The organism is Chitinophaga varians (assembly GCF_014529945.1).
Lineage (GTDB): Bacteria > Bacteroidota > Bacteroidia > Chitinophagales > Chitinophagaceae > Chitinophaga > Chitinophaga varians.
This window is the reverse complement of sequence record NZ_JACVFB010000002.1, coordinates 399,834-423,966: the sequence shown is the minus strand read 5'-3', so window position 1 is coordinate 423,966 and position 24,133 is coordinate 399,834. Positions and strand designations below refer to the sequence as shown.

Sequence of the window (24,133 nt, the reverse complement as noted above, 5' to 3'; positions counted from 1 at the left end):
TGCATGGAGAAAGAACTGGAGATGCTGCGCCGCTACTGCGCTTATCAGGAGCGGTGCCATCAGGAAGTGAAATATAAATCCCTGGAACTGGGACTACGTGGTGATGCAGTAGAAGAAGCCATCGCGGAACTGATAGCAGACAATTTCCTGAATGAGGAAAGATATGCCAAAGCCTTTGCAGGCGGTAAGTTCAGGATAAAACAATGGGGCCGCAATAAGATAAAAGCAGAGCTGAAACAAAAGCAGGTGTCTGACTACTGCATCCGGAAAGGGCTGGCGGAGATCGATGGAGACGACTACTACGCCACGTTGCTCAGGCTGACAGAGAAGAAATGGCAGTCGCTCAACCGTGAAACTGCGCTCAAACGGCGGTACAAAACTGTGCAACACCTTTTGCAGCGTGGGTTTGAAAGCTCGCTGATTAATGATGCGCTTGAAGAAATTGCAAATAATGATGCCTGAAAACAGAATAATTTGAAAAGTTTCTAATCCATCAGGCAGTACATTTGTAGCTATAATACCCAATAATGGCAGATTTAAAAGTTACACTGATACAATCCCGGCTTTACTGGGAAGATATTGCGGCAAACCTGCAGATGTTTGATGAAAAAATCGACAGCATAGGAGAGCGGACAGAAGTGGTGTTTTTACCAGAGATGTTCAGCACCGGCTTCAGCATGCAGCCGGAGAAACTGGCGGAAACCATGGACGGAAGCGCTGTGCAGTGGATGAAGAAAAAGGCTGCTGAGAAAAATATCATTCTCACCGGCAGCCTGATCATCGAAGAAAATGGTCATTATTTAAACCGCCTCATCTGGATGCTGCCCAACGGCACCTTTGGCACCTACGATAAACGCCACCTGTTTGGGTATGCCGGCGAACATGAGCATTACCAACCCGGCAACAAACGCCTGATTGCACAGGTAAAAGGCTGGAAAATCAATCTGAATATCTGTTACGATATGCGTTTCCCGGTATGGGCGCGCAATACGATCCAGCCGGACGGCACCCCCGCCTACGATGTGCTGGTATATGTAGCCAACTGGCCGGAACGCCGCAGTACCGCATGGACCACCCTGCTGCAGGCCCGCGCCATCGAGAACCAATGTTACGCCATTGGTGTTAACAGAGTAGGGGATGATGGCAATAAAATCTACCACAGCGGCGAAACCAGCCTGATAGATCCTATGGGTGAAATCATCTACCGTAAGTCACACGACGAGGATATCTTTACGTATACCCTTCAACGTGACAGGCTGGATGAAGTCAGGAAAAATATTCCTTTCCTGAAAGACGCTGATAGCTTCACTATTCTCAGTAACGAACTCGTTTAACCTTTATCATAGATGTTCCTGCAGGCCGTACACCATATCGCTATTATTTGTGCTGATTACCATCGTAGTAAAGCCTTTTATACCGATGTGCTGGGTCTGCAGGTCATCCGGGAGGTATACCGTGAAGAACGGGACTCCTGGAAGCTGGACCTGGCGCTGGGCGAGCAGTATGTGATAGAACTTTTTTCCTTTCCGGACCCACCACCACGTGCTAGTCGCCCTGAAGCCTGTGGCCTCCGGCACCTTGCCTTTGCGGTGAATGATATCACTGCGGCAGTGCAGGAACTGCACCGGAAAGGCGTACCCACCGAAATCATTCGTATAGACCCCTATACGGGTAAGCACTTCACTTTTTTTACTGACCCTGATGGCCTACCTTTAGAGTTGTACGAACAACCCTAATACGCTTCGCCATGTCTGCTATTTATACAAACGCCCTGATATTCACCGGCGACCGGATTCTCAGTGACCATGCAGTTGTGACGGACCATCATGTGATTACAGGCATTGTACCGGCTTCTGAATACAAAGACCATCCTGATGTGATAGACCTGGAAGGCGGGTTCATGGCCCCGGCTTTTGTGGATTTGCAGGTATACGGCGGTAACGGCAGCGTATTCTTTCTACACCCTTCTGTAGAAAGCCTCCGGGCTACTTATGAAGCCAGTAAGGCCGGCGGCGCAGCTCATATCATGCCCACCCTGGCCACCATTGCGCCCGAGAAAATATTGCTGGCGATACAGGCTGTCAGGGATTACTGGCGGGAAGGTGGCAGAGGCGTACTGGGCCTGCATCTCGAAGGGCCGTTTATCAATCCTGTGAAAAAAGGCGCCCATCTTGAAAAGTATATCCACCCGCTTACCCGGGAAGATGTAGACTGGATCCTGCAAAACGGTAGTGGTGTGGTGAAGATGATCACCCTGGCGCCGGAATGCTGTAACCCACTACTGGTAAAGGAATTGCAGGACGCTGGCATCACTGTCTTTGCAGGTCACAGCAATGCTACCTATACGGAAGCGATGGCCGCCTTTGAAAATGGTATTCATCATGTGACGCATCTGTTCAATGCCATGTCGCCGCTCGAAAGCCGCGCACCCGGACTGGTAGGAGCGGTGTATAATCACCCTAAAATATTTGCCAGTATTGTGGCTGACGGCGTGCATGTGGACTTTGCCACGATCAGCATCAGCCATAAGATTATGGACGGCCGCCTTTTTCTGATCTCCGATGCGGCGGCGGAAAGTCCTGACGGGGATTATATCTACATACCGGAAAAAGACCGCTATGTCAATGCAGCCGGCGTGCTGGCAGGCTCCCGGCTGACTATGCTGCAGGCAGTACACAACTGCGTGGAGAAAGCTGGCATACCCCTGCATACGGCGCTTCAGATGGCATCCCTTTATCCGGCGCGGGCTTTGCGCCTTCACACACGCTTAGGACGCATCGAAACCGGCTATGAGGCAGCATTTATCGTACTGCGCGATCACTGGGATATGACAGTTTACTGTTAATACTACTATCTTCGCAGGATAAATCACCATTTAACTAACGCATGGATGCCATAATCCGTTTTTTTACGAGACGCCAGTACAAGAACCTGTTCCTGTTGACCTGGTTGGTCCTGGGCCTCTTACAAGCCTGTTTTTCTGATCTTTGGGACGATGAAGCCTATTACTGGGTATATTCCCGCCATATGGACTGGGGATATTTTGATCATCCCCCGATGATTGCCCTCCTGATAAAAATGGGTTACGGCATTTTTCATAATGAGCTGGGTGTTCGGCTGTTTATTGTGCTGATCAATACCGCTACGTTGTGGATCACTTCCCGGTTGATTGCTTCCAAGGACAATATCCTCTTTTACCTGATCATGGGCTCCATGGGAGCCATGCAGATAGGGGGCATGCTCGCCGTGCCGGACCTGCCGCTGATATTCTTTGCCGCCGTTTATTTCTGGGCCTACCGTTATTTTCTCGCCAGCCAGAACTGGCGTAATACGCTGCTGCTGGGCGTTGCCATGGCTTTGATGTTCTATAGCAAATACCATGGCGTGTTGCTGGTGTTCTTTACGGTATTGTCCAACATGAATTTGCTGCGGGTGGGTAAGTTCTGGGCTGCCTGTATCATCACCACCATACTGTTTTTCCCGCACATCTACTGGCAGTATACGCATGGTTTCCCTTCCCTGCAATACCATCTGGTAGAACGCAACGCTTCGTCTTATGATATCACGTATACACTCGATTATCTGGGCGGGCAGCTGCTGTTATTTGGGCCTTTGTTGGGTTGGCTGCTGCTGTATTATGCTTTCCGGTGTCCTATCCAGAACACTTTTGAGCGTGCGCTGAAGTTCTGTTTGATCGGAGTATTGGTGTTTTTCGGCATCAGCACTTTCAAAGGAAGGGTAGAGGCTAACTGGACCGTAATGGTGTTTACGCCGGTGGTCATTCTGGCCCATCAGGCTATCATACGGAGAGGCTGGTCCCGCAAGCCGTTGTTATATACGCTGCCTGTTTCCCTGCTGCTGGTGCTGGTAACGAGAATTTACATGGTCTGGGATTTTATGCCGGGCGTGGAAGTAAGGCCGGAGATACACCACAACAAAGAGTGGACATCTGCCCTTGCCACCCGTGCAGAAGGCCGTCCGGTGGTATTTTTGAATAGTTATCAGCTGCCTTCCAAGTACATGTTTTACACCGGGCATTTGTCTTACAGCCTTAACAGCCGTTATTCCCGGCGTAGTCAGTATAATTTCTGGGACACAGAAACGCAGCTGTGGGGCAAACCGGCCATGGTAGTATTTGAGCCGGGAATGGATATGCCGGTAACGGACAGTATCAAAACTATCCGCGGCACGTGGGATATTAATATACAGCCGGCTTATTATTCTTACTCGCTGGTACAGATGAAAGCCGGATTACAGCGTATTAAAGCCCGCCCGCGTGAACAGGTCAATGTGCTGTTGCAACCAAATAATGGATACAAAATGCCTTTGCCCATAGATCGTGACCATCCGCCTATGCTGGGTTATGGCTTCTCTACCAAAGATGGGGCTTTGCCGGTAGTGAAATCGGAGTTGACGCTCGAACGTGCTATGTTGCGCAGGGTGGTAACAATGCCGGTGACGATGCCAGACAAACCGGGTGAATACCTGCTGAAGTTCTGTGTGTTTGCAGGCGATCTGCCGCCTACACATAACAGCCAGGGGATTAAAGTGACCGTTGAAAAATAATCACGCAAAGGCGCAAAGCAGCAAAGCGCGCAAAGCGCTATAAGCGAATAAAAGAAAGCAAAGGAGCGTAGATCACATGTGATCTACGCTCCTTTGCTTTCTTATTTAATCTTTAAAAAATCTTTGCGTGCTTTGCTGCTTTGCGCCTTTGCGTGCACTATTGTTGGAAGGCGTTCCAGCCTTGTGCTACCAGCTTGAATTTGTTGCCTCCTTTGGTGTGGATATGGGCGCCTTCGGAGATGTCCGCCATGTAGCCGATCACGCTGATTTGTTCGTTGAGAACAATTTTATCATAATCCTGCTGTTTCATGGTGAAAAGCAGTTCGTAGTCTTCTCCGCCGCTGAGTGCGCAGGCAGTAGGATCGAGACTGAATTTCAGGGCCATTTCCTTGCTTTCTTGTGCGATGGGAATTTTGTCTTCATAGACTACCACGCCGAGGTTGCTTTGTTTGGCGATGTGGAGTATTTCAGAGCTGAGGCCGTCGCTCACGTCCATCATAGCGGTAGGGATGATTTCCTGTTCCTGCAGAAATTCGATGATGTCTTTACGGGCTTCCGGCTTCAGTTGCCGGCCGATGATATAAGTCTGGTCTTCCAGGTCGGGTTTAACGTCCGGATTTTCCAGGAAGATTTTCTTTTCTCTTTCCAGTAGGGTAAGGCCAAGGTATGCAGCGCCGAGGTCGCCGGTAACGCAGAGCAGGTCACCTTTCTGGGCGGTAGATCTTTTCACGAACTGGTCAGGTGTTACTTCCCCGATGGCTGTTACGCTGATGATAAATCCTTTCTGAGAGTTGCTGGTATCACCACCGATGAGGTCTACGCCGTATTTTTCGCAGGCGGCATATACGCCTTCATAAAATTCGTTCAGGGCTTCCAGTGATACTTTGTTGGAGAAGGCCACGCTCATGGTAATTTGAGTGGGGGTGGCGTTCATGGCATAGATATCGGAGATGTTTACCACTACTGATTTATAGCCGAGGTGTTTCAGCGGGGTATACATCAGGTCGAAATGGATGCCTTCCACCAGCATATCCGTGCTGATAACGGTTTGTTTGCCGAAATGGTCGATGACGGCGGCATCGTCGCCTACACCGAGTACGGTGCTGGCGTTTTGTATTTCGATATTCCTGGTGAGATAGTCGATCAGGCCAAATTCGCCCAGGTCTTTTATTTCTGTTCTTTCTTCCATGTTTTCCAATACTTATTTACCGTTAATGAGGTGCTGCAATTCACTATGGATATGGCCGTTGGTGGCCAATATATCTTTTTGATAGGGGGAAAATTTGTCACCGGAGAAGTGGGTCACTTTCCCGCCAGCTTCTTCCACCATGAGGTATCCGGCAGCGCTGTCCCACGCCTGCAGGTGGTGTTCCCAGAAGCCGTCGAACCGGCCACAGGCTACCCAGCAGAGGTCTATGGCCGCGGAGCCCAGGCGGCGCACGGGAATGCCCTGTTTAATAACGCTGGTGAGCACCTGTAACGGGTTGTTGTCGCTTTCTTCCCATTTGTAGGGGAAACCGGTGACCAGGCAGGAGGTTGCCACGTTGGTTTTGGCAGATACCCGGATAGGTTTATCGTTCAGGGTGGCGCCTTTGCCTTTTTCAGCAACAAACAACTCGTTCATAAAAGGGTTGTATACCGCTCCCAGCACCATTTCACCCTCTTTTTCCACGCCTATGGAGACACAACAGATAGGGATGCCATTGGCAAAGTTAACCGTGCCGTCTATCGGGTCTATGATCCATTTAAAAGCAGAATCTGTTTTGATGGCGCCTACTTCCTCACTGAGAATGAAATGGTCAGGGTAAGTTTGGCGTATGACCTCGATAATTACGGCTTCAGACTTTTTATCCGCTTCCGTTACGAGGTCATTGACAGTGCTTTTGCTGCTCACTTCAAAAGCCCCGTTAAAATATTGTTGGAGTATTTTTCCGCCGGCTTCAGTAGCTTTGAGTAAAGTAGATTTTAGCATGCCGCAAAGGTAAAAACGAATTATCAATTGCCGGTTGCCAATTTTACAGCTTTATTAGTAAAATATACATGTGTTATTCGTTAACTTGCAACCTATAACTGGTAATTCGCGTTTATATTCATTATTCAACTTATTTTTGCAGTTCAATTAAAGAGAGGGAAAGTTAATGGCCATCATAGGTAATCTGATTTCCAGGTCACTACGTATCAGGAAGAAGTTCACGTTTAAGTTAGGTACACCTCGCCAATACCAGCTGCAGGTGCTGCACCGTCTGCTGGAGAAGGCCAAGGATACTGAGTTTGGCCGGCACTACGATTTCCAGGACATTTTGGACAGTCCGAATTTTATCGGTCAGTACCGGGAGAAAATACCTGTGCATAACTATAGTAAGATGCACAAGGAGTGGTGGTACCGCTGCCTGGAAGGGGAAGCTAACGTAAGCTGGCCCGAGAAGATCAAATATTTTGCACTGAGCTCCGGTACATCTGAATCGGCCAGTAAGCATATTCCTGTTACCAAAGCCATGTTGAAGACGGTGAAGAAGGTAGGGGTGAAGCAGCTGTATTCCATGGTGAACTTCAACATCCCGCCGAAGTCTTTTACAAAAGGTATCCTGATGCTGGGAGGCACTACCTCCCTGTTTGAAAAAGGCGACTACTATGAAGGGGATATGAGCGGCATTCAGGCCAAGAATATCCCAAGGTGGTTCCGTCGCTTTTATAAGCCCGGCGGCAGCATTTCACGCAAGCCCAACTGGGAGCAGCGTATCAAGCTGATCGTCCGTAAGGCGCCTACCTGGGACGTGGGCACCGTTTGTGGTGTGCCGGCCTGGGTACAGATCGTATTTGAAGAGATCATCAAATACCACGGGGTAAAAAATATTCATGAGATTTGGCCTAACCTAGCCATCTATATCCATGGTGGGGTATCTTTCGAGCCTTATCGTGAAAGTTTCCAGAAATTACTCGGCAAACCGATCAACTTCATTGAGACCTACATGGCCTCTGAAGGCTCTTTCGGCTTCCAGGCACGCCCAAATGTAAGAGGCATCAAACTGGTGCTGAACGCCGGTATTTTCTATGAATTCATTCCTTTCAATGAGGAAAACTTTGACGCTGACGGTGAAGTGAAGCCTAATCCTAAATCTTACATGATCAATGAGGTGGTGGAAGATGTGGAATACGCGGTGATGCTGTCTACCTGCGCGGGTGCATGGCGTTACCTGATCGGGGACGTGGTGAAATTCACTTCCGTGAAGGAGCATGAAATCGTGATCGTAGGCCGTACTAAACAGTTCCTCAGTCTTGCCGGCGAGCATATGAGCGTCGACAATATGAACAAGGCGATTGACACGGTGCAGAAAAAGATGGGCATTACCATCCGTGAGTTTACCGTGGCTGGTTTCCCTTATGAGAACCTGTTCGCGCACCGTTGGTACATTGGTACTGACCAACCGGTGAGTGATGTGGCTAAAATCCGGGAAATCATCGACCAGACCCTGGCTGAAGTAAACGACGATTATGCCGTGGAAAGAACTTCCGCACTGAAAGAAGTGTTCGTGGAAGTACTGCCTAACGAAGTATTTATCGATTACCTGCGTTGCAAAGGCAAAGAAGGCGCGATGAACAAATTCCCAAGGGTAATGAAAGGAGACAAGCTGAAAGACTGGGAGAAATTCCTGGCTGGTAAAACAGTGAAGCATCAGGCATAATCCGTGACCCCGAATATATACGCATGATAACATCAATTGTAGCTGGATTAGGACTGGGATTATTTCTGTCGTTATCGGTGGGGCCTGTAATATTCGCCATCATCAAGTACAGTATCAATAATGGTTTCAAGGCAGGTATCAGCTTTGCGCTGGGCGTGTCTATGAGCGATATCTTTTTTGTGGTGACCGGCAACCTGGCTACCTCCTTTATTAACGGACTGGAAGAATACAAGCGTTCTATCGGAGTGGTCGGCGGTTTCCTCCTGATTGGGATGGGCGTTTACGGACTGTTCTTCAAAAAGGTGAGGATCAGCACCGGTGATGAAAAACCGGAGATGTTCCGCACGCACGACTATCTGAAGATATGGCTGGCCGGTTTCCTGATGAATACACTCAATCCCGGCGTTATTATTTTCTGGCTGGGGGTATGTGTGGCTAACGCCGCTACTTCTGTAGGCCACCGGTTTGTCATGTATGGCGTATGTCTGGCGCTGGTACTCTCCGCTGATATCCTCAAAGTGTTTATCTCCGACAAAATCCGGCATAAACTGACCCTCACCAATGTGGAATGGCTTAACCGTATCGCTGGCGTGAGTATGATCATCTTCGGCGTGGTGTTGTTGTATAAAGTGATGTTTGAGCTGGGGACATTAGGCCATTAGGAGGATATAAACGAGATTAAAATAAAAAGCAGGAAGCCCGTTGATCGTACATCAACGGGCTTCCTGCTTTTTATTTAGTAAGATGATTATGCGGTAATTGTCCAGGTTTCATTTCCTGCCAGTAACTTATCCAGATCGCCGGCTCCTTTTCTGGAGAGGGCATCTTCCAGTTGGGCAGCCATGACTGCTTCGTAGGTAGGACGCTCTGTCTGATAGAAGACGCCGAAAGGACGTGGCATGTGGCCTTCGATGCGTGGATCGTCGAACAGACGGGTCAGCAGCTGTGCTTTGTAGAAGTCGTTTTCGTCGTGTATCCAGAGATCAGCGGCGCTGTATTCGCTGCCCAGTTCCACTACCACGGGTTTGAGGCCGTCGAGGCGGAGACCTTTATTTTTCTGGGCGCCGAAGATCATCGGTTGTCCTTGTTCTACGAACAGGGTCTCTTCTGCTTTGCTGGATTTTTCAGTGAATATTTCAAATGCGCCATCATTGAAGATGTTGCAGTTCTGGTATATCTCCAGGAAGGACGCGCCTTTGTGGGCGTGGCTGCGTTTCAGCAATTCCTGCAGGTGTTTCGGGTCGCGGTCCATACTGCGGGCAATGAAAGTGGCGTCAGCGCCCAGTGCCAGTGCCAGCGGGTTGAACGGATGGTCGATACTGCCGAAAGGAGTGGACTTGGTCACTTTATTCTCTTCGGAAGTAGGCGAGTATTGTCCTTTCGTCAGACCATAAATCTGGTTATTGAACAGCATCACGTTCACGTCGAAGTTACGGCGGAGCAGGTGGATGGTGTGGTTACCACCGATAGACAGGCCGTCGCCATCACCGGTAACGATCCATACGCTCAGCTCCGGGCGGGTAGCCTTGAGACCAGAAGCGATGGCGGTAGCACGGCCATGGATCGAGTGCATACCGTAGGTGTTCATATAGTATGGAAAGCGCGAAGAGCAACCGATACCAGAAACGATCACAATATTTTCGCGGGGAATGCCCAGCGAAGGCATAATGGTTTGTACCTGTTTAAGTATAGAGTAGTCGCCGCAGCCAGGGCACCAGCGTACTTCCTGGTCCGTTGCAAAATCTTTGGCTGTTAAGGCCTGCGGAGCTATAGTTGCTGTTGACATTTGTATGAGTTAAGTATATATGAGTATGTATATATGTATCCTGTAAAGTTACTGATTATTCAGCTCTTCCCAATATTCAGCTGCCCGGCGGGTATGCGGAATCACAATGGTCCCTCCCACGATATTGGCCACCGCAAAGATCTCATACATCTCTTCGGTACTGATGCCCTGTTCATGGCATTTGCCCAGATGGTATTTGATGCAATCGTCGCAACGCAGCACCATCGAGGCTACCAATCCCAGCATTTCTTTCGTTTTAGTGCTCAGCGCCCCCTCGGCATAGGTATTGGTATCGAGGTTGAACAGCCTGTTAATCACCTTGTTCTGCTTTCCCAGAATCACTTCGTTCATCTTAGCGCGGTAGTCGTTGAACTCCTGAATCGTGTTTGACATATAAATCCTCTTTATAAAAGTTTAACGGATGGTTTCACAGGGATAAAGCTATGAAAGTGTTTACAAATATAGACTAATCTACTGATTAAGTGGACTGTTTGCCCTATAACCTGTGATTATGGACAATAACAAAAAGTTATGTTGATAATTTCTTCATCAAAAAGGTCCATCGATATGGTGGACTATTTGTATATTGTCTGATATACCAACTTCTTTTCGTCAACCAACAGATCTGAACCTCCGATTACGAAAACATCGCTTTTTTACCGCCTGCTGGCCCTATGTGTATGTACCAGCGGCACCCTGCTGGCGCAGGACAAAAAAATGCTGGGCTACACTGATGCCGAAGCTGCCCGCCAGCAACAATTGGAAACCCGTTTTGACCAGCATCTCAGCAGCAGCCATATTGGAGAGGCCATTAAAGCCCTCTCTTCACAGCCGCATCACATCGGTTCTGCCAGAGGGAAAGCCGTGGCGGAAGATATCCTCCAGCGCTTTAAAAGCTATGGCTGGGACGCTGAAATCGTTACCTATCAGGTATTGTTTCCCACACCCAAAGAACGCCTGCTGGAAATGACCGGCCCCACCTCCTATAAGGCAGTGCTAAAAGAACCCGCCCTCAAAGAAGACGGCACCTCCGGGCAGGAAGGCCAGCTGCCCACCTATAACTGCTGGAGCGCTGATGGAGACGTAACTGCCCCGCTGGTTTTTGTGAACTACGGCCTCCCGGAAGACTATGAATACCTGGAACGTGCCGGGGTGGATGTACGGGGTAAAATTGTCATCGCTAAATACGGCCGCTCCTGGCGCGGCACCAAGCCCAAAGTAGCCCAGGAACACGGCGCTATCGGCTGTATCATCTACTCCGATCCTAAAGACGATGGCTACTTTGCGGGTGATGTTTACCCACAGGGCGCTTTCAAAAATGAATACGGCGTGCAACGTGGTTCTATCATGGACATGGTGATCTACCCCGGAGACCCGCTCACGCCCAATATAGGCGCTACCGCCAATGCTAAACGGCTGGACCGCCTTCAGGCGCCTAACCTCCTGAAAATACCGGTATTGCCTATCAGTTACCATGATGCCGCTCCGCTGCTCAAAGCACTGGAGGGTCCGGTGGCCCCGGATGCATGGCGTGGCGCACTACCTTTCACCTATCACATAGGACCCGGAAAAACGAAAGTGCATCTGAAACTGTCGTTCGACTGGCAGATTCGTCCCTGCCACAACGTAATTGCTAAATTGAAAGGCGCTGAAGAGCCGGACCAATGGGTAGTGCGCGGTAACCACCACGATGCCTGGGTCAACGGAGCGTCAGACCCTATCAGTGGCATGGCTGCCCTGCTCGAAGAGGCCAAAGCGATTGGTGAGCTGAGCAAAGAAGGCTTCAAACCCCGCCGCACGCTGGTGTACTGCGCCTGGGACGGAGAAGAGCCGGGCCTCATCGGCTCTACCGAATGGGTGGAAGATCATGCCGCTGAGCTACAGGAAAAAGCCGTGGTATACATCAATTCCGACAGCAACGGCCGTGGATTCCTCAGTGCCAGCGGTTCTCATGCATTGGAAACCCTGATTAACCAGGTAGGCCGGGACATCATCGATCCACAGACTAAAGTCAGCATACTGGCCCGCCGGCAGGCTGCTGATGTGCTGAAGGCCGCCACTGTCAAACAAAAGAAGGAAAAGCTGTCCCGTCAGGGAATTGCCATCAACGCCATGGGCTCCGGTTCTGACTACTCCTCCTTCCTGCAACACCTTGGTGTGCCTTCGCTGGACCTCGGCTTCGGCGGGGAAGATGCCGGCGGCGAATACCATTCCATCTACGACTCTTATGATAACTACGTACGGTTTAAAGACCCTACTTTCAGCTATGGCGTGACGCTGTCACAGACCGCAGGTCATACAGCTTTGCGTATAGCCAATGCCGTTACATTGCCTTTCGACTTCCGCAAACTGTATGAAACGGTGAACGGATATGTGAACGAGCTCACCGAGCTGGCCACAGACCTACGGGAGGCCACCGCGCTGGAGAACCAGCTGATACGGGAAAACAAATACCAACTGGCAGCTGACACGGCTAAACATTTGTTGCCGCCCGCTTCCCGTGCAGCCGTGCCCTACATTGATTTCAGCCCGCTGCAAAACGCACTCGCTGCGCTGGATACCGTAACGCAGGGCTTTTCCGGTAAACTGGCGACAGGCAAAACGCAGGTCAACAAGCGCCTCTATCAGGCGGAACAACAACTGCTCAATGATAAAGGGTTGCCTTCCCGTCCATGGTACAAACATACGCTGTATGCACCCGGATTCTATACCGGTTATGGTGTGAAAACCATTCCCGGCGTAAGGGAAGCGCTGGAACAGCGCCGGTGGAAAGAAGCCAGAGAGCAGATAGATGCTGCCGCAGCAGCTATCAACAGGCTCACCCAATATCTACAGACATTAACCAGCAACTAACGAAAAGGGCTGATCAATCGATCAGCCCTTTTCATTTGAATATATTGAGCAGCTATCTGCCTTCTCCCAGATTCTTCAGATAATCTTTCAGGCCCAGGATAATTTTATTGATCAGCTCCTGCTGGAATTGTGGGTTTAGCATTTCTTCCTCATCGCCCGGGTTACTGATGAACAGTGTTTCTATGAGTGCGTCCGGAAACTCCGTGGGGTTGTTCAGGATGAAGTTGAAGTCGCCGTTATTTTTGAAATCATTGAGGCCTGTTTCCAGCAAGCGTCGGTGGATAGCGGCATTCAGCGGTTCGCAGAAAGGGTGTTTGTAGTAGGTGGCAGTACCGGATACATCTACCGGGTTCCCCGAGGAGTTGAGGTGTATGCTCAGGAGAAGGTCCGGATTAGCGCGGCGGAAGAGGGAGAGACGATCTTCGTTGGCCACAAACTTTTCGGTGGTACGGGTCATGATAACGCTGGCGCCCTCTCTTTCCAGTGCGCTCTGCAGTTGCAGCGCCAGGTTGAGGGTCAGTGTTTTTTCATAAACGCCGGTAAGGCCCACGGAGCCCATATTGCCGCCGCCGTGTCCTGCATCTACGCCGATGATCAGACCACGCAGGGAAAGGTTTTCCGGAACACGTTTAACCTTCACCGTTATACGGTTGCCTTCATAATAAATCTGATAACCCCATGGTGCATGTTTCAGGGAGATGGCCATCCGGAACACGTCGTGCGCCGGCTGCTGCCATTGTACACCGGTAATTTCCCGTGTTCCCTGTAGCAGCGTGCTGATACCCTGCTCTGCGTAGGCGCCATGCACATCTACAATGATTTTGCCCGGAGACACCATCTGCGTAGAGGTGTAGGGTAATTTATCCGACAGTTCCACCGACACGTAATCGGCTTTTTCATCGCCCCATACTTTAGCGTCCGATACGATGCTTACTGCGGGGGATTCCTGTGGTATTTCGGTATCCACCAGCGGTTCGGGAATAAAGGCGGTCCGGTGAGACGACAGGCGTACTTTGTAGTAATCGCCCTGATGGCCGGTAATATGCAGGAGTACATCTTTATCGAGATAGCCTATTTTGTCGGGCCCGAGACGGTCTCCTTCTGCAGCAGAAGTGAGGTAAGTCATGTTATCGATGGTACGTCCCATCAGCGGTATGCCATGCGGCATCATGCTGTAGCGGTAGGTGCTGTTGAGGACGGCGGTTTCGCTGCCGCTATGCAGGCGCACCTGTATTTTCCCGTTTAGCAGCGAGTCCGAAGGTTGGAGGACGTACATGCCGGTATAATAACCTGCGACGCCACCACTTTGGGAGGCAGGTAATTCGCGCAGTGGCACATTGTTAAACCAGGTGGCCCTGGCGCCGGGGTATCCTTTCATTTTCACATGCAGGGTATCTCCCACAGACATTTCCAGATTGCCTTTGGGAGAAATCTCCATGAAGTCTATGCGAAAGGAACTGGTTACACGGGGCGGTGGCACCGGTGCATAATACCAGGTGATATTTTTCGTGTAGGTTTTACCGTTATCGTCTTCTGCGACGATGGTAAATGCATTTCTTCCTTCTGTCAGTTCTTTTTTTACCGCAAAGGTGCCGGTGCTGTACACGTATACCTTTTCATTATTGATGGTGACCTTACAACCTGTGCAGGTCCTGCCGGCGATAAATTGCCGGGCGGTGCTCACATTATTTTGTTCCCGGGAAGGTTGGCTGAGCCGGATAAATGCCTGGCTGCTGGCCCACAGGGGAACTACAATGGCTATTAATGTCTGGAGTAATAATCTCGATACGTGCTTCATATCCCTGCGTAATCATGTAAAGATAAGAGGGAAATAGGAGAAAGCAATTGATATTTAATCATTTAGCTATTTTGGCTATTTGATTATTTGGCTGTTTGATAAAGACCTTTTGCCTTAACAAATAGCCAAATAACCAAATAAAAAAAATAACAAAATTTAGAAGATGTATTTGTTTTCTGCAATGAGTTGGTCCGCTATTTTTCTGCGGGCTTCTTTTGCATTGAAAGGTTCTGCTTTGGTGAAGCGTTTGAGGCCGAGCAGCATCATGCGTTGTTCGTCGCCTTCTGCGAAAGCGTTGATGGCGTCCTTACCGGACTTATTGATGCGGTCTGCTGCATCGTAGAGGTAAGTGCGAACGATGTCTGTTTGCAGCGCAGCGGCAGCTTCGCCTTTGTGTTGTACCAGCTTCATGAGACGCAGCAGGGCGCTTTCAGCCACAAAGGTTTCGATGGCCATATCGGCGATGTTCATCAGTACTTCCTGTTCGGTTTCCAGCTTCATCATGAGTTTCTGGGCGGCGGCGCCGGCAGTCATGAGGATGGCTTTCTTGAAATTGGAGAGCAGTTTTCTTTCCTTGCTGAACGCACTTTCATCATCGTTGCCGAAGTCGGGGATGCTCATCAGTTCCTTCATGACGTTCATCGCCGGGTTCATGAGGTCCAGCTTTCCTTTCATGGCGCGTTTCAGCGTCATGTCGAGCGTCAGCAGGCGATTGATTTCGTTGGTGCCTTCAAAGATGCGATTGATACGGGAGTCGCGGTAAGCTTTGGAGATGATGTATTCATCGCTGAAGCCGTTGCCCCCATGAATCTGCACACCTTCATCTACTACATAGTCCAGTACTTCAGAGCCGTTTACTTTCAGGATGGCACATTCTACGGCGTATTCCTCCGCGGCGCCCAGCAGGGCTTCGTTGAAGGGCTTGCCGGAGGTGAGCAGTTCTTTTTCCTTTTCATCGATCAGCTGTGCGGTACGGAACAGGGCAGATTCAGCAGTCCAGGTACGGATGGCCATTTCTGCCAGTTTATGTTTGATGGCGCCGAAATTGGCGATCGGTTGTTTGAACTGTTGACGGGTATTGGCATACTGCACGGTAGTGGTGATGCACTTCTTGGCGGCGCCCAGGGCGGCGGCACACAGTTTCAGCCTGCCGATGTTAAGGATATTGAAGGCGATCAGGTGTCCTTTGCCAATTACGCCCAGTACGTTTTCCACGGGGATTTTAGCATCCTGGAAATAAATCTGGCGGGTGGAAGATCCTTTGATGCCCATTTTATGTTCTTCTGCTCCCAAAGTGAAGCCCGGGGTGCCTTTTTCTACGATGAAAGCGGTGAATTTGTCGCCGTCAATTTTCGCAAATACGGTGAATACATCGGCGAAGCCGGAGTTGGTGATCCAGCTTTTCTGGCCGTTGAGCACATAGTGTTGGCCATCTTCCGTGAGTTTGGCAGTGGTCCTGGCACCGAGAGCGTCGGAGCCGGAATCCGGCTCGGTGAGGGCATAAGCGCCTTTCATTTCGCCAGTGGCCAGTTTGGGAATATATTTTTGCTTCTGGGCTTCTGTACCAAAATACAGGATAGGGAGCGAGCCAATGCCTGTATGGGCAGCCATGGCTACAGAAAACGAGTGACCGGCGCCCAGTCCTTCATTGATGATAGTGGCCGTTACGAAATCTTTGCCCAGCCCACCGTATTCTTCCGGGAAGGAGGCGCCCAACAGTCCCTGCTCGCCTGCTTTTTCCAACAGGGAGGGCATCAGGCCTTCTTCCAGCTTATCGATACGGTCAACGATTGGCGTGATCTCCTTACTGATGAACTGATCGGCCATGTCTTTAATCATCAACTGCTCTTCCGAAAAATCTTCGGGGGTAAACACATCCTCCGGTACACTTTCCCTGATCAGGAACTCTGCGCCTTTCAGCGCTTGCTTATTGTCAACTGTTGCGTCCATGTTTTCTGATTTTTTGGTACTTCCGTAATTTACCGAATTAACCTGAAATATAACCATGCCGGCCGGTACCCTGATTTATCCACTGCTCCCGGACGCCGGTTGACCGGCCATTTGCCCGCGGAGTAATCGTTTCAGCGGAAAAATTTTTAACAAAACCGAAACAGTTGACCATTTTATTATTTTGTCATTTTCTCATTTAATGAAGCCACGATGTTGCTAAATAGAAAAATGAAAAAATATCTAAATCTCTAATGGCTGGGGTTTTTTCCCTATCATTGTTCCCCCTTATGGATTTTTATCTGCCATATGCTAAAAGCCGGTTTCATGGAATCAGTAGCGGAACAGGTCCGCAGTTGCTGATCTGCCTGCACGGATTCGGTGAAAGTGCGGCGCACTTTACGCCACTGGCGGAAGGTCTGGGAGATCAGTTCACCCTCGTGGCGCTGGATATGCCGCTACACGGGGAAACCATCTGGGAGGAAGACCGCCCCTTCGAAAAGTCAGATCTGAAGGCAGTCGTGCAAATGGTTTTGCAACAACAGGAAAAGGAACGTTTTACCCTGCTGGGATACAGCATGGGAGGCCGGCTGGCCCTCTGCCTGGTAGAAACCATGGCAGACAGCATCGACGGCCTGATCATGCTGGCGGCGGACGGCCTCCGGAACAACCCCTGGCATATGTTTGTGACACAAACCAGCGTCGGTAACCGTATTTTTAAATACAATACAGACAATCCCCGGCTGTTCTTTACCCTGCTGGAACTATGGCGTAAGCTGGGATTACTGAACCAGAGTGTGTATAAATTTGCTTTACACCGGATGAACCAACAGGTCAAAAGAGAACAGGTATATAATATCTGGACCCTGATGCGCCGGATGATGCCGGATAAAAAAAAGTGCAAACAATTATTGGGGGATCACCACATTTTTACACTCCTGATATTTGGAAAATATGACCGGGTAATACCGCCTGTTCTGGGCACCCGGTTTATGGACGGTTCATTTCCCGGTAAAATGCTGGTCCTTGATAAAGGACACCAGCTGATTTCAAAGGAGTTGGCCTCCGTTATTAAAACAAACCTGAGCTGAATGTATTTTTTCTTGATCGTCGTAGCCTTACTGGCACTTGGATATGGATTGTTAATGCTATGGTATAGCCGCGGCTGGAGGAAGCTGCCGGAATTTGTGCCGGTACAGCCCATAGAAGGTACTACCAGTGTCACGATTATTATTCCCGCACGGGACGAGGCAGACAATCTGCCTGTGCTGTTAAAGGCACTGCAACAACAAACTTATCCGGCTGAATTGCTGGAAGTGATCGTTGTAGATGATTTTTCGACAGATGATACTGCGGGCATTGTGACCCGTTTTCCGGCAACCAATGTCCGCCTGCTGAAAATGGAGGACATGCTCACTAAAAATGAACGCCTCAATGCCTATAAGAAAAAGGCCATTTCTATGGCCATCGAAAGGGCCCGGGGAGATCTTATCGTGACCACCGATGCCGATTGTGTAATGGGGCCCAGGTGGATAGAAACCATTGTCCGTTTTTATGAAACCAATCGGCCGAAATTTATTGCGGCGCCGGTGAGCTTTTTCAGGGAGCGTAATTTCTTCATGAAGCTGCAGTCGCTCGATTTTATGACGATGCAGGGCATTACAGGGGCTGTAGCGCGGCTGAAGTCAGGTACCATGTGCAATGGCGCCAATCTGGCTTATGAAAAGAGTGTTTTCCATTCAGTGGGCGGTTTTGCAGGGATTGATAATATCGCCTCCGGTGATGATATGTTGCTGATGTACAAAATCTACAACGCTTACCCCGATGGGGTGATGTACCTGAAAAATGACGATGCGATTGTTCGTACGTTGCCGGTAGAAACACTGCGCGGATTTATGAATCAGCGCATCCGCTGGTCGTCCAAAGCCGATAAATATGAAGACCGGCGCCTCACCTGGATGCTGTTGCTGGTATATTTCTTCAATGTGGCTTTGTTGGCCATGGGCGCTATTGCGCTGTTCATCCCGCATTGGTGGCCTGCCTTCCTTATCCTGATGTTGTTCAAGGTGACGCTTGAACTGTATTTTCTGGTGCCGGTAGCAGGATTTTTCCACAAGACAGCTTTACTGGTATGGTTTATACCAGGGCAGATATTTCATATTCCTTATATTGTTCTCGCCGGTTGGTTGGGCAAGTTTGGTAGTTATCAGTGGAAAGGCCGACAGGTTAACTAATTTTTCATTTATTCATTTTATTATTTTTCATTGGAAGAGTTCCTGCTTTAGCCAAATGGAGGAATGAATAAATAAACAAATAAAAAATTTATATGCGGTCTGCCTGGAAGAGGCTTAAAAAAAACAAAGGCGCACTGGCTGGTCTGACCGTGATTGCGCTGGCCGTGGTGGTCAGCCTGCTGGCCTACCTGATTGCACCGGATAATACGCCTGATGCCAACAGGATGGTGCTGGAGGTAGGAGGGCAGCATCCCGGGTTCCGGGTGCAGATGCTGGCCGTTAAAAAAGCACAGCCGGTGGCCCGGGTGTCTTTTTTCGGGAAGTTGCTGTATGGGCAGGAGTCGGATGTGACCTGGACACCGGTACACTCCTGGCAGTTTAAGGACAGTACGCTGATCGTACAGCGTTATGTCGATGAAAGCCTGTCCCGCGAAGAAAAATATGATCTCCGTGAAATATGGTATGGCAGCCGGCAGGCAGGCGATCTTCCGTTGTCGGAACTGCAACAGAAGATTGCCGGGGAAAGAATTTTTCCTGTCACCTACTGGCTGGGCACTGATAAGTTTGGCCGCGACATCCTGAGCCGCTTGCTGGTTGGCACCCGTGTAAGCCTGGGGGTGGGCTGTATCGCCGTGATCATCTCCCTGACCATTGGGGTGTTGATGGGGGCCATCGCCGGGTATTTCAAAGGTACCGCCGATGATATGGTGATGTGGCTGGTCAATGTTGTCTGGTCCATGCCGTCGCTGTTGCTGGTATTTGCCCTGACACTCGCTATGGGAAAGGGTTTCTGGCAGGTGTTTATTGCTGTGGGGCTTACCTTGTGGGTGGGCGTGGCCCGTATTATCCGCGGGCAGATACTGGCCCTGCGGGAGCTGGAATTTGTAGAAGCTGCCCGCGCATTGGGATACGGACATACCCGTATTATTGTCAGGCATATCCTGCCTAATATCCTCGGACCGGTGATGGTAGTGGCGGCAGGGAATTTCGCGACCGCCATTGTGGTAGAAGCGGGGCTGAGTTTTCTCGGAGTGGGGGTACAACCGCCGCAGCCTTCGTGGGGACTGATGATCAAGGAAAACTACAACTTCATTATTACGCATAATCCTTTGCTGGCACTGGCCCCGGGAATTGCCATTATGTTACTGGTATTGGCTTTCAATCTGTTGGGCAATGGTTTGCGCGATGCGCTGGATGTAAGAAGTAAAATTTGATTTACATATGAAAAAAATATAATTTTAGTCTTACATACCCTGTTGCATGTCACTTAGAAATTATTTAACCATACTGCTGATAGGTGCTCTGATAGCACTGGTTGCCTGCAAAAAGAAGAAAACGAATGAAGAGCCTGCACCTGCTACACAGGAGGAGGCCCTTAAAGTGGAACTGGCCGGCGTAGTGGCCGGTAAGGCCAATGTGGCCATGGACAGTACCTTTACCTTCCAGGTGAAAATCACTTCCAAAGTACCGGACAAAGGCGTGAAAATAATGCTCAACGTAGTAACAGACCCGGGAGGTATTCCATTGGCGCAGGACGATGTGCCGAATGCTACCGGGAATACGATCAATGTTACGCTGAAGCATCTGAAGGAAGTGAAAACCTACAAGGTAACGGTTTCCCTGTCATCGTTGGGGAATACGGCCAATATAGCCACTCCGATGGAGTTCCTCATCACCAACAAATCCGGCTCATAAATTATCCCCCTTGCGGCAAGGCAAAATAATGTAGGTTTGCAGGCTGTCACATCAAGTGAAACGACTATGCAAATTGCTGTTAATGCCGCCTGCCTGAGAAGGGACCTGCCTGCAGATACCGGACAGGTGGCAACTGAAATCATATTCGCACTCTGCCGGCAACAGCCGGAGTACCGCTTTACTTTTTATTTTGATGGGGAGATACCCCCGCACCTGACTTTCCCGGCGAACGTTACCCCGGTGGCACTGCCATTGAAAGGTGGTAAGCGGTGGCATCGCTATTGGTGGCGCGAATGGCAGCTGCCTCGTGCCATGAAAGCCGGTGGCGCCCGGTGGTATATCGGGCTTGACGGTACACTGCCCCTACGCAGCAAGGTACCGGCGCTCATCCTGTTGAGGGACCTGTCGTTCCTGAAGGATGCAGGTCTGCAATCCGCCCGTGAGCAGGACTCCCTGAAGAAATACCTCACCCGTTACCTGGACCGGGCGAAGCAGATCGCCGTGTTGTCGGCCACTGCCAAAGAAGAGCTGCTGCGTTATGCACCCGGCGCGGCTAATAAAGTGGTACTGCTGGAACCTGCCGTTAGCAGCCTTTTCCGGCCACTGGAGTGGGACGACCGCGAGGCCGCCAAAAAAACATGGTCTGGCGGGGTGGAATATTTTCTGGTGACAGGAAGTATTCATCCGCGCAATAATATGATGCCGGTCTTCAAAGCTTTTTCCGCTTTGAAGAAGCGACAGCGCACCAACCTGAAACTGGTGCTGGCTGGTAATCTGGCGGCTGCAGGAGCGGAGATCGTCAAAGCCCTGGAGAGTTTTAAGTTCCGCCATGACGTGGTATGGAAGGAAGATTTGACCATGGAGGAACTGGCATCTGCCGTAGGAGGGGCTTATGCCCTGATATATCCTACCCGCTTCGATGGCCTGCCCCTGCCTTTGTATATGGCCCGCCAGTGTGGCGTGCCTGTCATAGCGATGGAGAGCATGGCCGCCCGTGAAGCTGGCGGAGAAACCGTATTATATACCGATCCTGCCAGCGTAGATGACCTGGCCGAGAAAATGAGCCTGCTGTACAAAGACGAGCAGCTGCGTAACCGCTTACTGGCCATGGAGCCACCGTTGAGGCCGGGCAGTAGTTGGGAAGCCGCGGGGACCACGCTGGCCAACCTGTTAAAATAAAGCCGGATGTCAAAATCCCTGATGATTAGTTATTTTTGCGCTTTAATAAAAAAACATGAGTAAGAAAAACATACAGATCCAGGTGGGTCTGGACGAAAATAAAGTGCCGGAAACGATTGAGTGGAGCGCTACAGATAATAAGGAAGACCGCATGATGAAGGCGAAAGCCATGATGGTGTCTTTCTGGGACCCGGCAGAAAAAGCCGCCCTGCGTATCGACCTGTGGACAAAAGACATGATGGTGGATGAAATGGCTGATTTCTTCTTTCAGACAATGATGACCATGGCCGATACCTATGTTCGTGCGACCAATTACCGTGACCAGGGAGAAGAATTTAAAGCCTTCGCACGGGACTTCTTCAAGAAATTCCAGGAGAAACAACAGGCAGAAGAAACCAAATAATCTATCCGATTATCCATTAAACGTGACCACATATGTCTTTAGAAACAAACATCAATGCCGAGATTAAAACGGCGATGCTGGGCAAAAAAGAAGCAGACCTGCGTGCACTGCGTGCCATCAAAGCGGCCATTCTGCTGGCTAAAACCGCAGAAGGCAGCAATGGTGAGCTGACAGAAGCTGATGAGAGCAAACTGTTACAGAAACTGGCCAAACAACGGAAAGATTCCCTCGAAATTTTCCGTCAGCAGAACCGTGAAGACCTGGCAAAGAAAGAAGAAGAGGAACTGGAAGTAATTGAGCGTTTCCTGCCCAAACAAATGACCGAAGATGAATTAAGAGTTGCCCTGGCAGACATCATTGCGTCTGTAGGCGCCGCTTCCCCTGCCGATATGGGCAAGGTGATGGGCGTGGCCACCAAACAACTGGCCGGTAAAGCTGATGGCAAGGCCATTTCCGCTATGGTGAAAGAACTCCTTAAATAATTTTGATATTTGGTTATTTAATTATTTGAATACCGGGCTTCCGGCCATTGAAATGGTTAAATAATCAAATACCAAAATAATCAAATGTATTAGTTTGTCGATTGATATCGTTTTTGCCATTATCATGGTATTTGCCCTTTATAAGGGGTATACTCGGGGATTGATAGTGGCGGTATTTTCGCTGATCGCCGTAACCCTCGGGATGGCGGTAGCCCTCAAACTTTCCGCGGTGACGGCCCTGCAAGTCCAGCAACGGTGGGATGTGCATTCCCGGTGGGTCCCTGTACTTTGTTTCGTTTGCCTTTTTGTGGGGGTGGTTTTACTGGTACGGTTGGGCGCCGGAGCCCTGCAGAAGCTGGTGGAAATGGTCATGATGGGGTGGCTGAACCGGCTGGGCGGTATCCTGTTGTATGCCCTGATATTTACGATTATTTACAGTGTGGTACTGTGGATCGCCAATCAGATTTATCTGTTGAGCCCGGAAACCAAACTCCAGTCGGTAGTATATCCTTATATCGAACCTATTGGCCCGTGGGTATTGGACCACATGGGCGCCTGGATACCTGTTTTTAAAGACGTTTTCTCCCAGTTGCAGGCCTTTTTTGACAAGGCTGCCCGGCAGTTACAACCGGCCTGACAGTATTTAGATTAATAAAAAGAATTATTTTAGCGTAAAATTGACTTTCAAGATTTGGCAATGGATTACGAAATCAAAACACAGGGTAAGTTTAATTATATAGAAGAAGGAGAAGGAGAACCGCTGGTATTATTGCATGGACTTTTTGGTGCTTTGAGCAATTTCTCGCACATGATCGAGTATTTCCGGCAGTATAACAAGGTCGTGATACCCATGTTACCCCTGTATGATTTAAACATCCTGGAAACGTCTGTTGGCGGACTGGCGAAGTTTGTGCATAAGTTTATTGAGGCCAGAGGCTATCAGAACATACACCTGCTGGGTAACTCCCTCGGTGGCCATGTGGCACTGGTATATCTGCTGAAACACCCGGAAGCACCCGTTAAGTCGCTGATACTCACCGGCAGCTCCGGCCTGTTTGAGAACGGAATGGGCGAAACCTATCCTAAGAGAGGAGACTATGAATACATCCGTAAAAAAGCGGAGCTTACTTTCTATGATCCTAAGATCGCTACCAAGGAACTGGTAGATGAGATGTTTGAAATTGTGAACAACCGCCTGAAAGTGATCAAGATCATCACCCTCGCGAAGTCTGCTATCCGGCATAACCTGGGCGATGAACTGAAGGATATTCAACAACCTACACTGTTGATCTGGGGCCGCAATGACACCGTTACGCCACCGATGGTAGGCGAAGAATTCCAAAAGCTTATACCTAATTCTGAACTGGCATTCATCGATAAATGCGGTCATGCCCCTATGATGGAAGTCCCTGATGAATTCAACAAAATTCTGCACGCTTTCCTGGAAAGACTGAAGACACAGCCAACTGCCTGAAACAGCGCTGTAAACGCCTATACACCGCCCTCT

23 protein-coding genes are annotated in these 24,133 nt (G+C 49.8%); 17 read left to right on the top strand and 6 right to left on the bottom strand.

What is annotated here, in order from left to right; translation table 11 throughout:
• The first annotated feature begins 3 nt into the window (after window positions 1–3).
• The 5 genes from ICL55_RS09480 to ICL55_RS09460 all read left to right on the top strand — a co-directional run bounded on the left by ICL55_RS09480 (window position 4) and on the right by ICL55_RS09460 (window position 4,566).
• Window positions 4–462 carry a regulatory protein RecX gene (locus ICL55_RS09480; protein ID WP_188096396.1) on the top strand — a complete coding sequence of 153 codons (459 nt, stop codon included), beginning with the start codon at window positions 4–6 and terminating at the stop codon, window positions 460–462.
• A gap of 65 nt (window positions 463–527) precedes the next feature.
• Window positions 528–1,334: an amidohydrolase gene (locus ICL55_RS09475; protein WP_188096394.1), complete on the top strand. Its 807-nt coding sequence runs from the start codon at window positions 528–530 to the stop codon at window positions 1,332–1,334.
• Between the two features lie 12 nt (window positions 1,335–1,346).
• Complete coding sequence (locus ICL55_RS09470; protein ID WP_188096391.1) at window positions 1,347–1,736, top strand: VOC family protein; 390 nt, start codon at window positions 1,347–1,349, stop codon at window positions 1,734–1,736.
• Window positions 1,737–1,747: 11 nt separating this feature from the next.
• Window positions 1,748–2,845: an N-acetylglucosamine-6-phosphate deacetylase gene (gene nagA / locus ICL55_RS09465; protein WP_188096389.1), complete on the top strand. Its 1,098-nt coding sequence runs from the start codon at window positions 1,748–1,750 to the stop codon at window positions 2,843–2,845.
• 41 nt (window positions 2,846–2,886) lie between these two features.
• Window positions 2,887–4,566, top strand: a complete 1,680-nt coding sequence (locus ICL55_RS09460) for an ArnT family glycosyltransferase (protein ID WP_188096386.1) — start codon at window positions 2,887–2,889, stop codon at window positions 4,564–4,566.
• Window positions 4,567–4,723: 157 nt separating this feature from the next.
• On the opposite strand, the gene thiL is transcribed toward ICL55_RS09460, so the two are convergent.
• Entirely contained in the window at window positions 4,724–5,755 is a 1,032-nt protein-coding gene (thiL, locus tag ICL55_RS09455; RefSeq protein WP_188096384.1) for a thiamine-phosphate kinase, read from the bottom strand.
• A gap of 12 nt (window positions 5,756–5,767) precedes the next feature.
• The gene (locus tag ICL55_RS09450; protein ID WP_188096382.1) at window positions 5,768–6,538 is read right to left on the bottom strand and encodes an inositol monophosphatase family protein; all 771 of its coding nucleotides are present in this window, start codon (window positions 6,536–6,538) and stop codon (window positions 5,768–5,770) included.
• Between the two features lie 166 nt (window positions 6,539–6,704).
• On the opposite strand from ICL55_RS09450, the gene ICL55_RS09445 reads away from it, so the two are divergent.
• Window positions 6,705–8,249, top strand: coding sequence for a GH3 family acyl-acid amido synthetase (locus ICL55_RS09445; RefSeq protein WP_188096380.1), 1,545 nt, complete (start codon window positions 6,705–6,707; stop codon window positions 8,247–8,249).
• Window positions 8,250–8,272: 23 nt separating this feature from the next.
• On the top strand, window positions 8,273–8,911 hold the full coding sequence (locus tag ICL55_RS09440; RefSeq protein WP_188096378.1) for a LysE family translocator: 639 nt from the start codon (window positions 8,273–8,275) through the stop codon (window positions 8,909–8,911).
• Window positions 8,912–8,997: 86 nt separating this feature from the next.
• Here ICL55_RS09440 and ICL55_RS09435 read toward each other — a convergent pair whose 3' ends face one another.
• Both ICL55_RS09435 and ICL55_RS09430 read right to left on the bottom strand, forming a co-directional pair.
• Window positions 8,998–10,035 (bottom strand): 2-oxoacid:ferredoxin oxidoreductase subunit beta, encoded by a 1,038-nt coding sequence (locus tag ICL55_RS09435; protein WP_188096375.1) that lies wholly within the window; start codon window positions 10,033–10,035, stop codon window positions 8,998–9,000.
• A 48-nt stretch (window positions 10,036–10,083) separates the two neighbouring features.
• Window positions 10,084–10,428: a carboxymuconolactone decarboxylase family protein gene (locus tag ICL55_RS09430; protein ID WP_188090867.1), complete on the bottom strand. Its 345-nt coding sequence runs from the start codon at window positions 10,426–10,428 to the stop codon at window positions 10,084–10,086.
• Window positions 10,429–10,752: 324 nt separating this feature from the next.
• On the opposite strand from ICL55_RS09430, the gene ICL55_RS09425 reads away from it, so the two are divergent.
• Window positions 10,753–12,888 (top strand): transferrin receptor-like dimerization domain-containing protein, encoded by a 2,136-nt coding sequence (locus tag ICL55_RS09425; protein ID WP_188096373.1) that lies wholly within the window; start codon window positions 10,753–10,755, stop codon window positions 12,886–12,888.
• A gap of 52 nt (window positions 12,889–12,940) precedes the next feature.
• Here ICL55_RS09425 and ICL55_RS09420 read toward each other — a convergent pair whose 3' ends face one another.
• Together ICL55_RS09420 and ICL55_RS09415 are read right to left on the bottom strand one after the other, a co-directional pair.
• Window positions 12,941–14,686 (bottom strand): N-acetylmuramoyl-L-alanine amidase, encoded by a 1,746-nt coding sequence (locus ICL55_RS09420; protein WP_188096371.1) that lies wholly within the window; start codon window positions 14,684–14,686, stop codon window positions 12,941–12,943.
• 156 nt (window positions 14,687–14,842) lie between these two features.
• Window positions 14,843–16,636 (bottom strand): acyl-CoA dehydrogenase family protein, encoded by a 1,794-nt coding sequence (locus tag ICL55_RS09415; RefSeq protein WP_188096369.1) that lies wholly within the window; start codon window positions 16,634–16,636, stop codon window positions 14,843–14,845.
• Between the two features lie 287 nt (window positions 16,637–16,923).
• Here ICL55_RS09415 and ICL55_RS09410 point away from each other — a divergent pair, with 287 nt between their 5' ends.
• From ICL55_RS09410 to ICL55_RS09370, 9 genes are all read left to right on the top strand, one after another.
• Entirely contained in the window at window positions 16,924–17,724 is an 801-nt protein-coding gene (locus tag ICL55_RS09410) for an alpha/beta hydrolase (protein WP_188096367.1), read from the top strand.
• Window positions 17,725–18,867: a glycosyltransferase gene (locus ICL55_RS09405; protein ID WP_188096364.1), complete on the top strand. Its 1,143-nt coding sequence runs from the start codon at window positions 17,725–17,727 to the stop codon at window positions 18,865–18,867.
• A 92-nt stretch (window positions 18,868–18,959) separates the two neighbouring features.
• Window positions 18,960–20,081, top strand: a complete 1,122-nt coding sequence (locus ICL55_RS09400; protein WP_188096362.1) for an ABC transporter permease — start codon at window positions 18,960–18,962, stop codon at window positions 20,079–20,081.
• Between the two features lie 46 nt (window positions 20,082–20,127).
• On the top strand, window positions 20,128–20,562 hold the full coding sequence (locus ICL55_RS09395) for a hypothetical protein (protein WP_188096360.1): 435 nt from the start codon (window positions 20,128–20,130) through the stop codon (window positions 20,560–20,562).
• Window positions 20,563–20,628: 66 nt separating this feature from the next.
• The gene (locus ICL55_RS09390; RefSeq protein WP_188096358.1) at window positions 20,629–21,741 is read left to right on the top strand and encodes a glycosyltransferase; all 1,113 of its coding nucleotides are present in this window, start codon (window positions 20,629–20,631) and stop codon (window positions 21,739–21,741) included.
• Window positions 21,742–21,796: 55 nt separating this feature from the next.
• Window positions 21,797–22,144 (top strand): gliding motility protein GldC, encoded by a 348-nt coding sequence (gene gldC, locus ICL55_RS09385; protein WP_188096356.1) that lies wholly within the window; start codon window positions 21,797–21,799, stop codon window positions 22,142–22,144.
• 32 nt (window positions 22,145–22,176) lie between these two features.
• Entirely contained in the window at window positions 22,177–22,626 is a 450-nt protein-coding gene (locus tag ICL55_RS09380) for a GatB/YqeY domain-containing protein (protein WP_188096353.1), read from the top strand.
• Between the two features lie 94 nt (window positions 22,627–22,720).
• Complete coding sequence (locus ICL55_RS09375; RefSeq protein ID WP_188096351.1) at window positions 22,721–23,263, top strand: CvpA family protein; 543 nt, start codon at window positions 22,721–22,723, stop codon at window positions 23,261–23,263.
• 60 nt (window positions 23,264–23,323) lie between these two features.
• A complete protein-coding gene (locus ICL55_RS09370; RefSeq protein ID WP_188096349.1) occupies window positions 23,324–24,100 on the top strand; it encodes an alpha/beta fold hydrolase in 777 nt (258 codons plus the stop codon).
• Window positions 24,101–24,133: the final 33 nt, after the last annotated feature.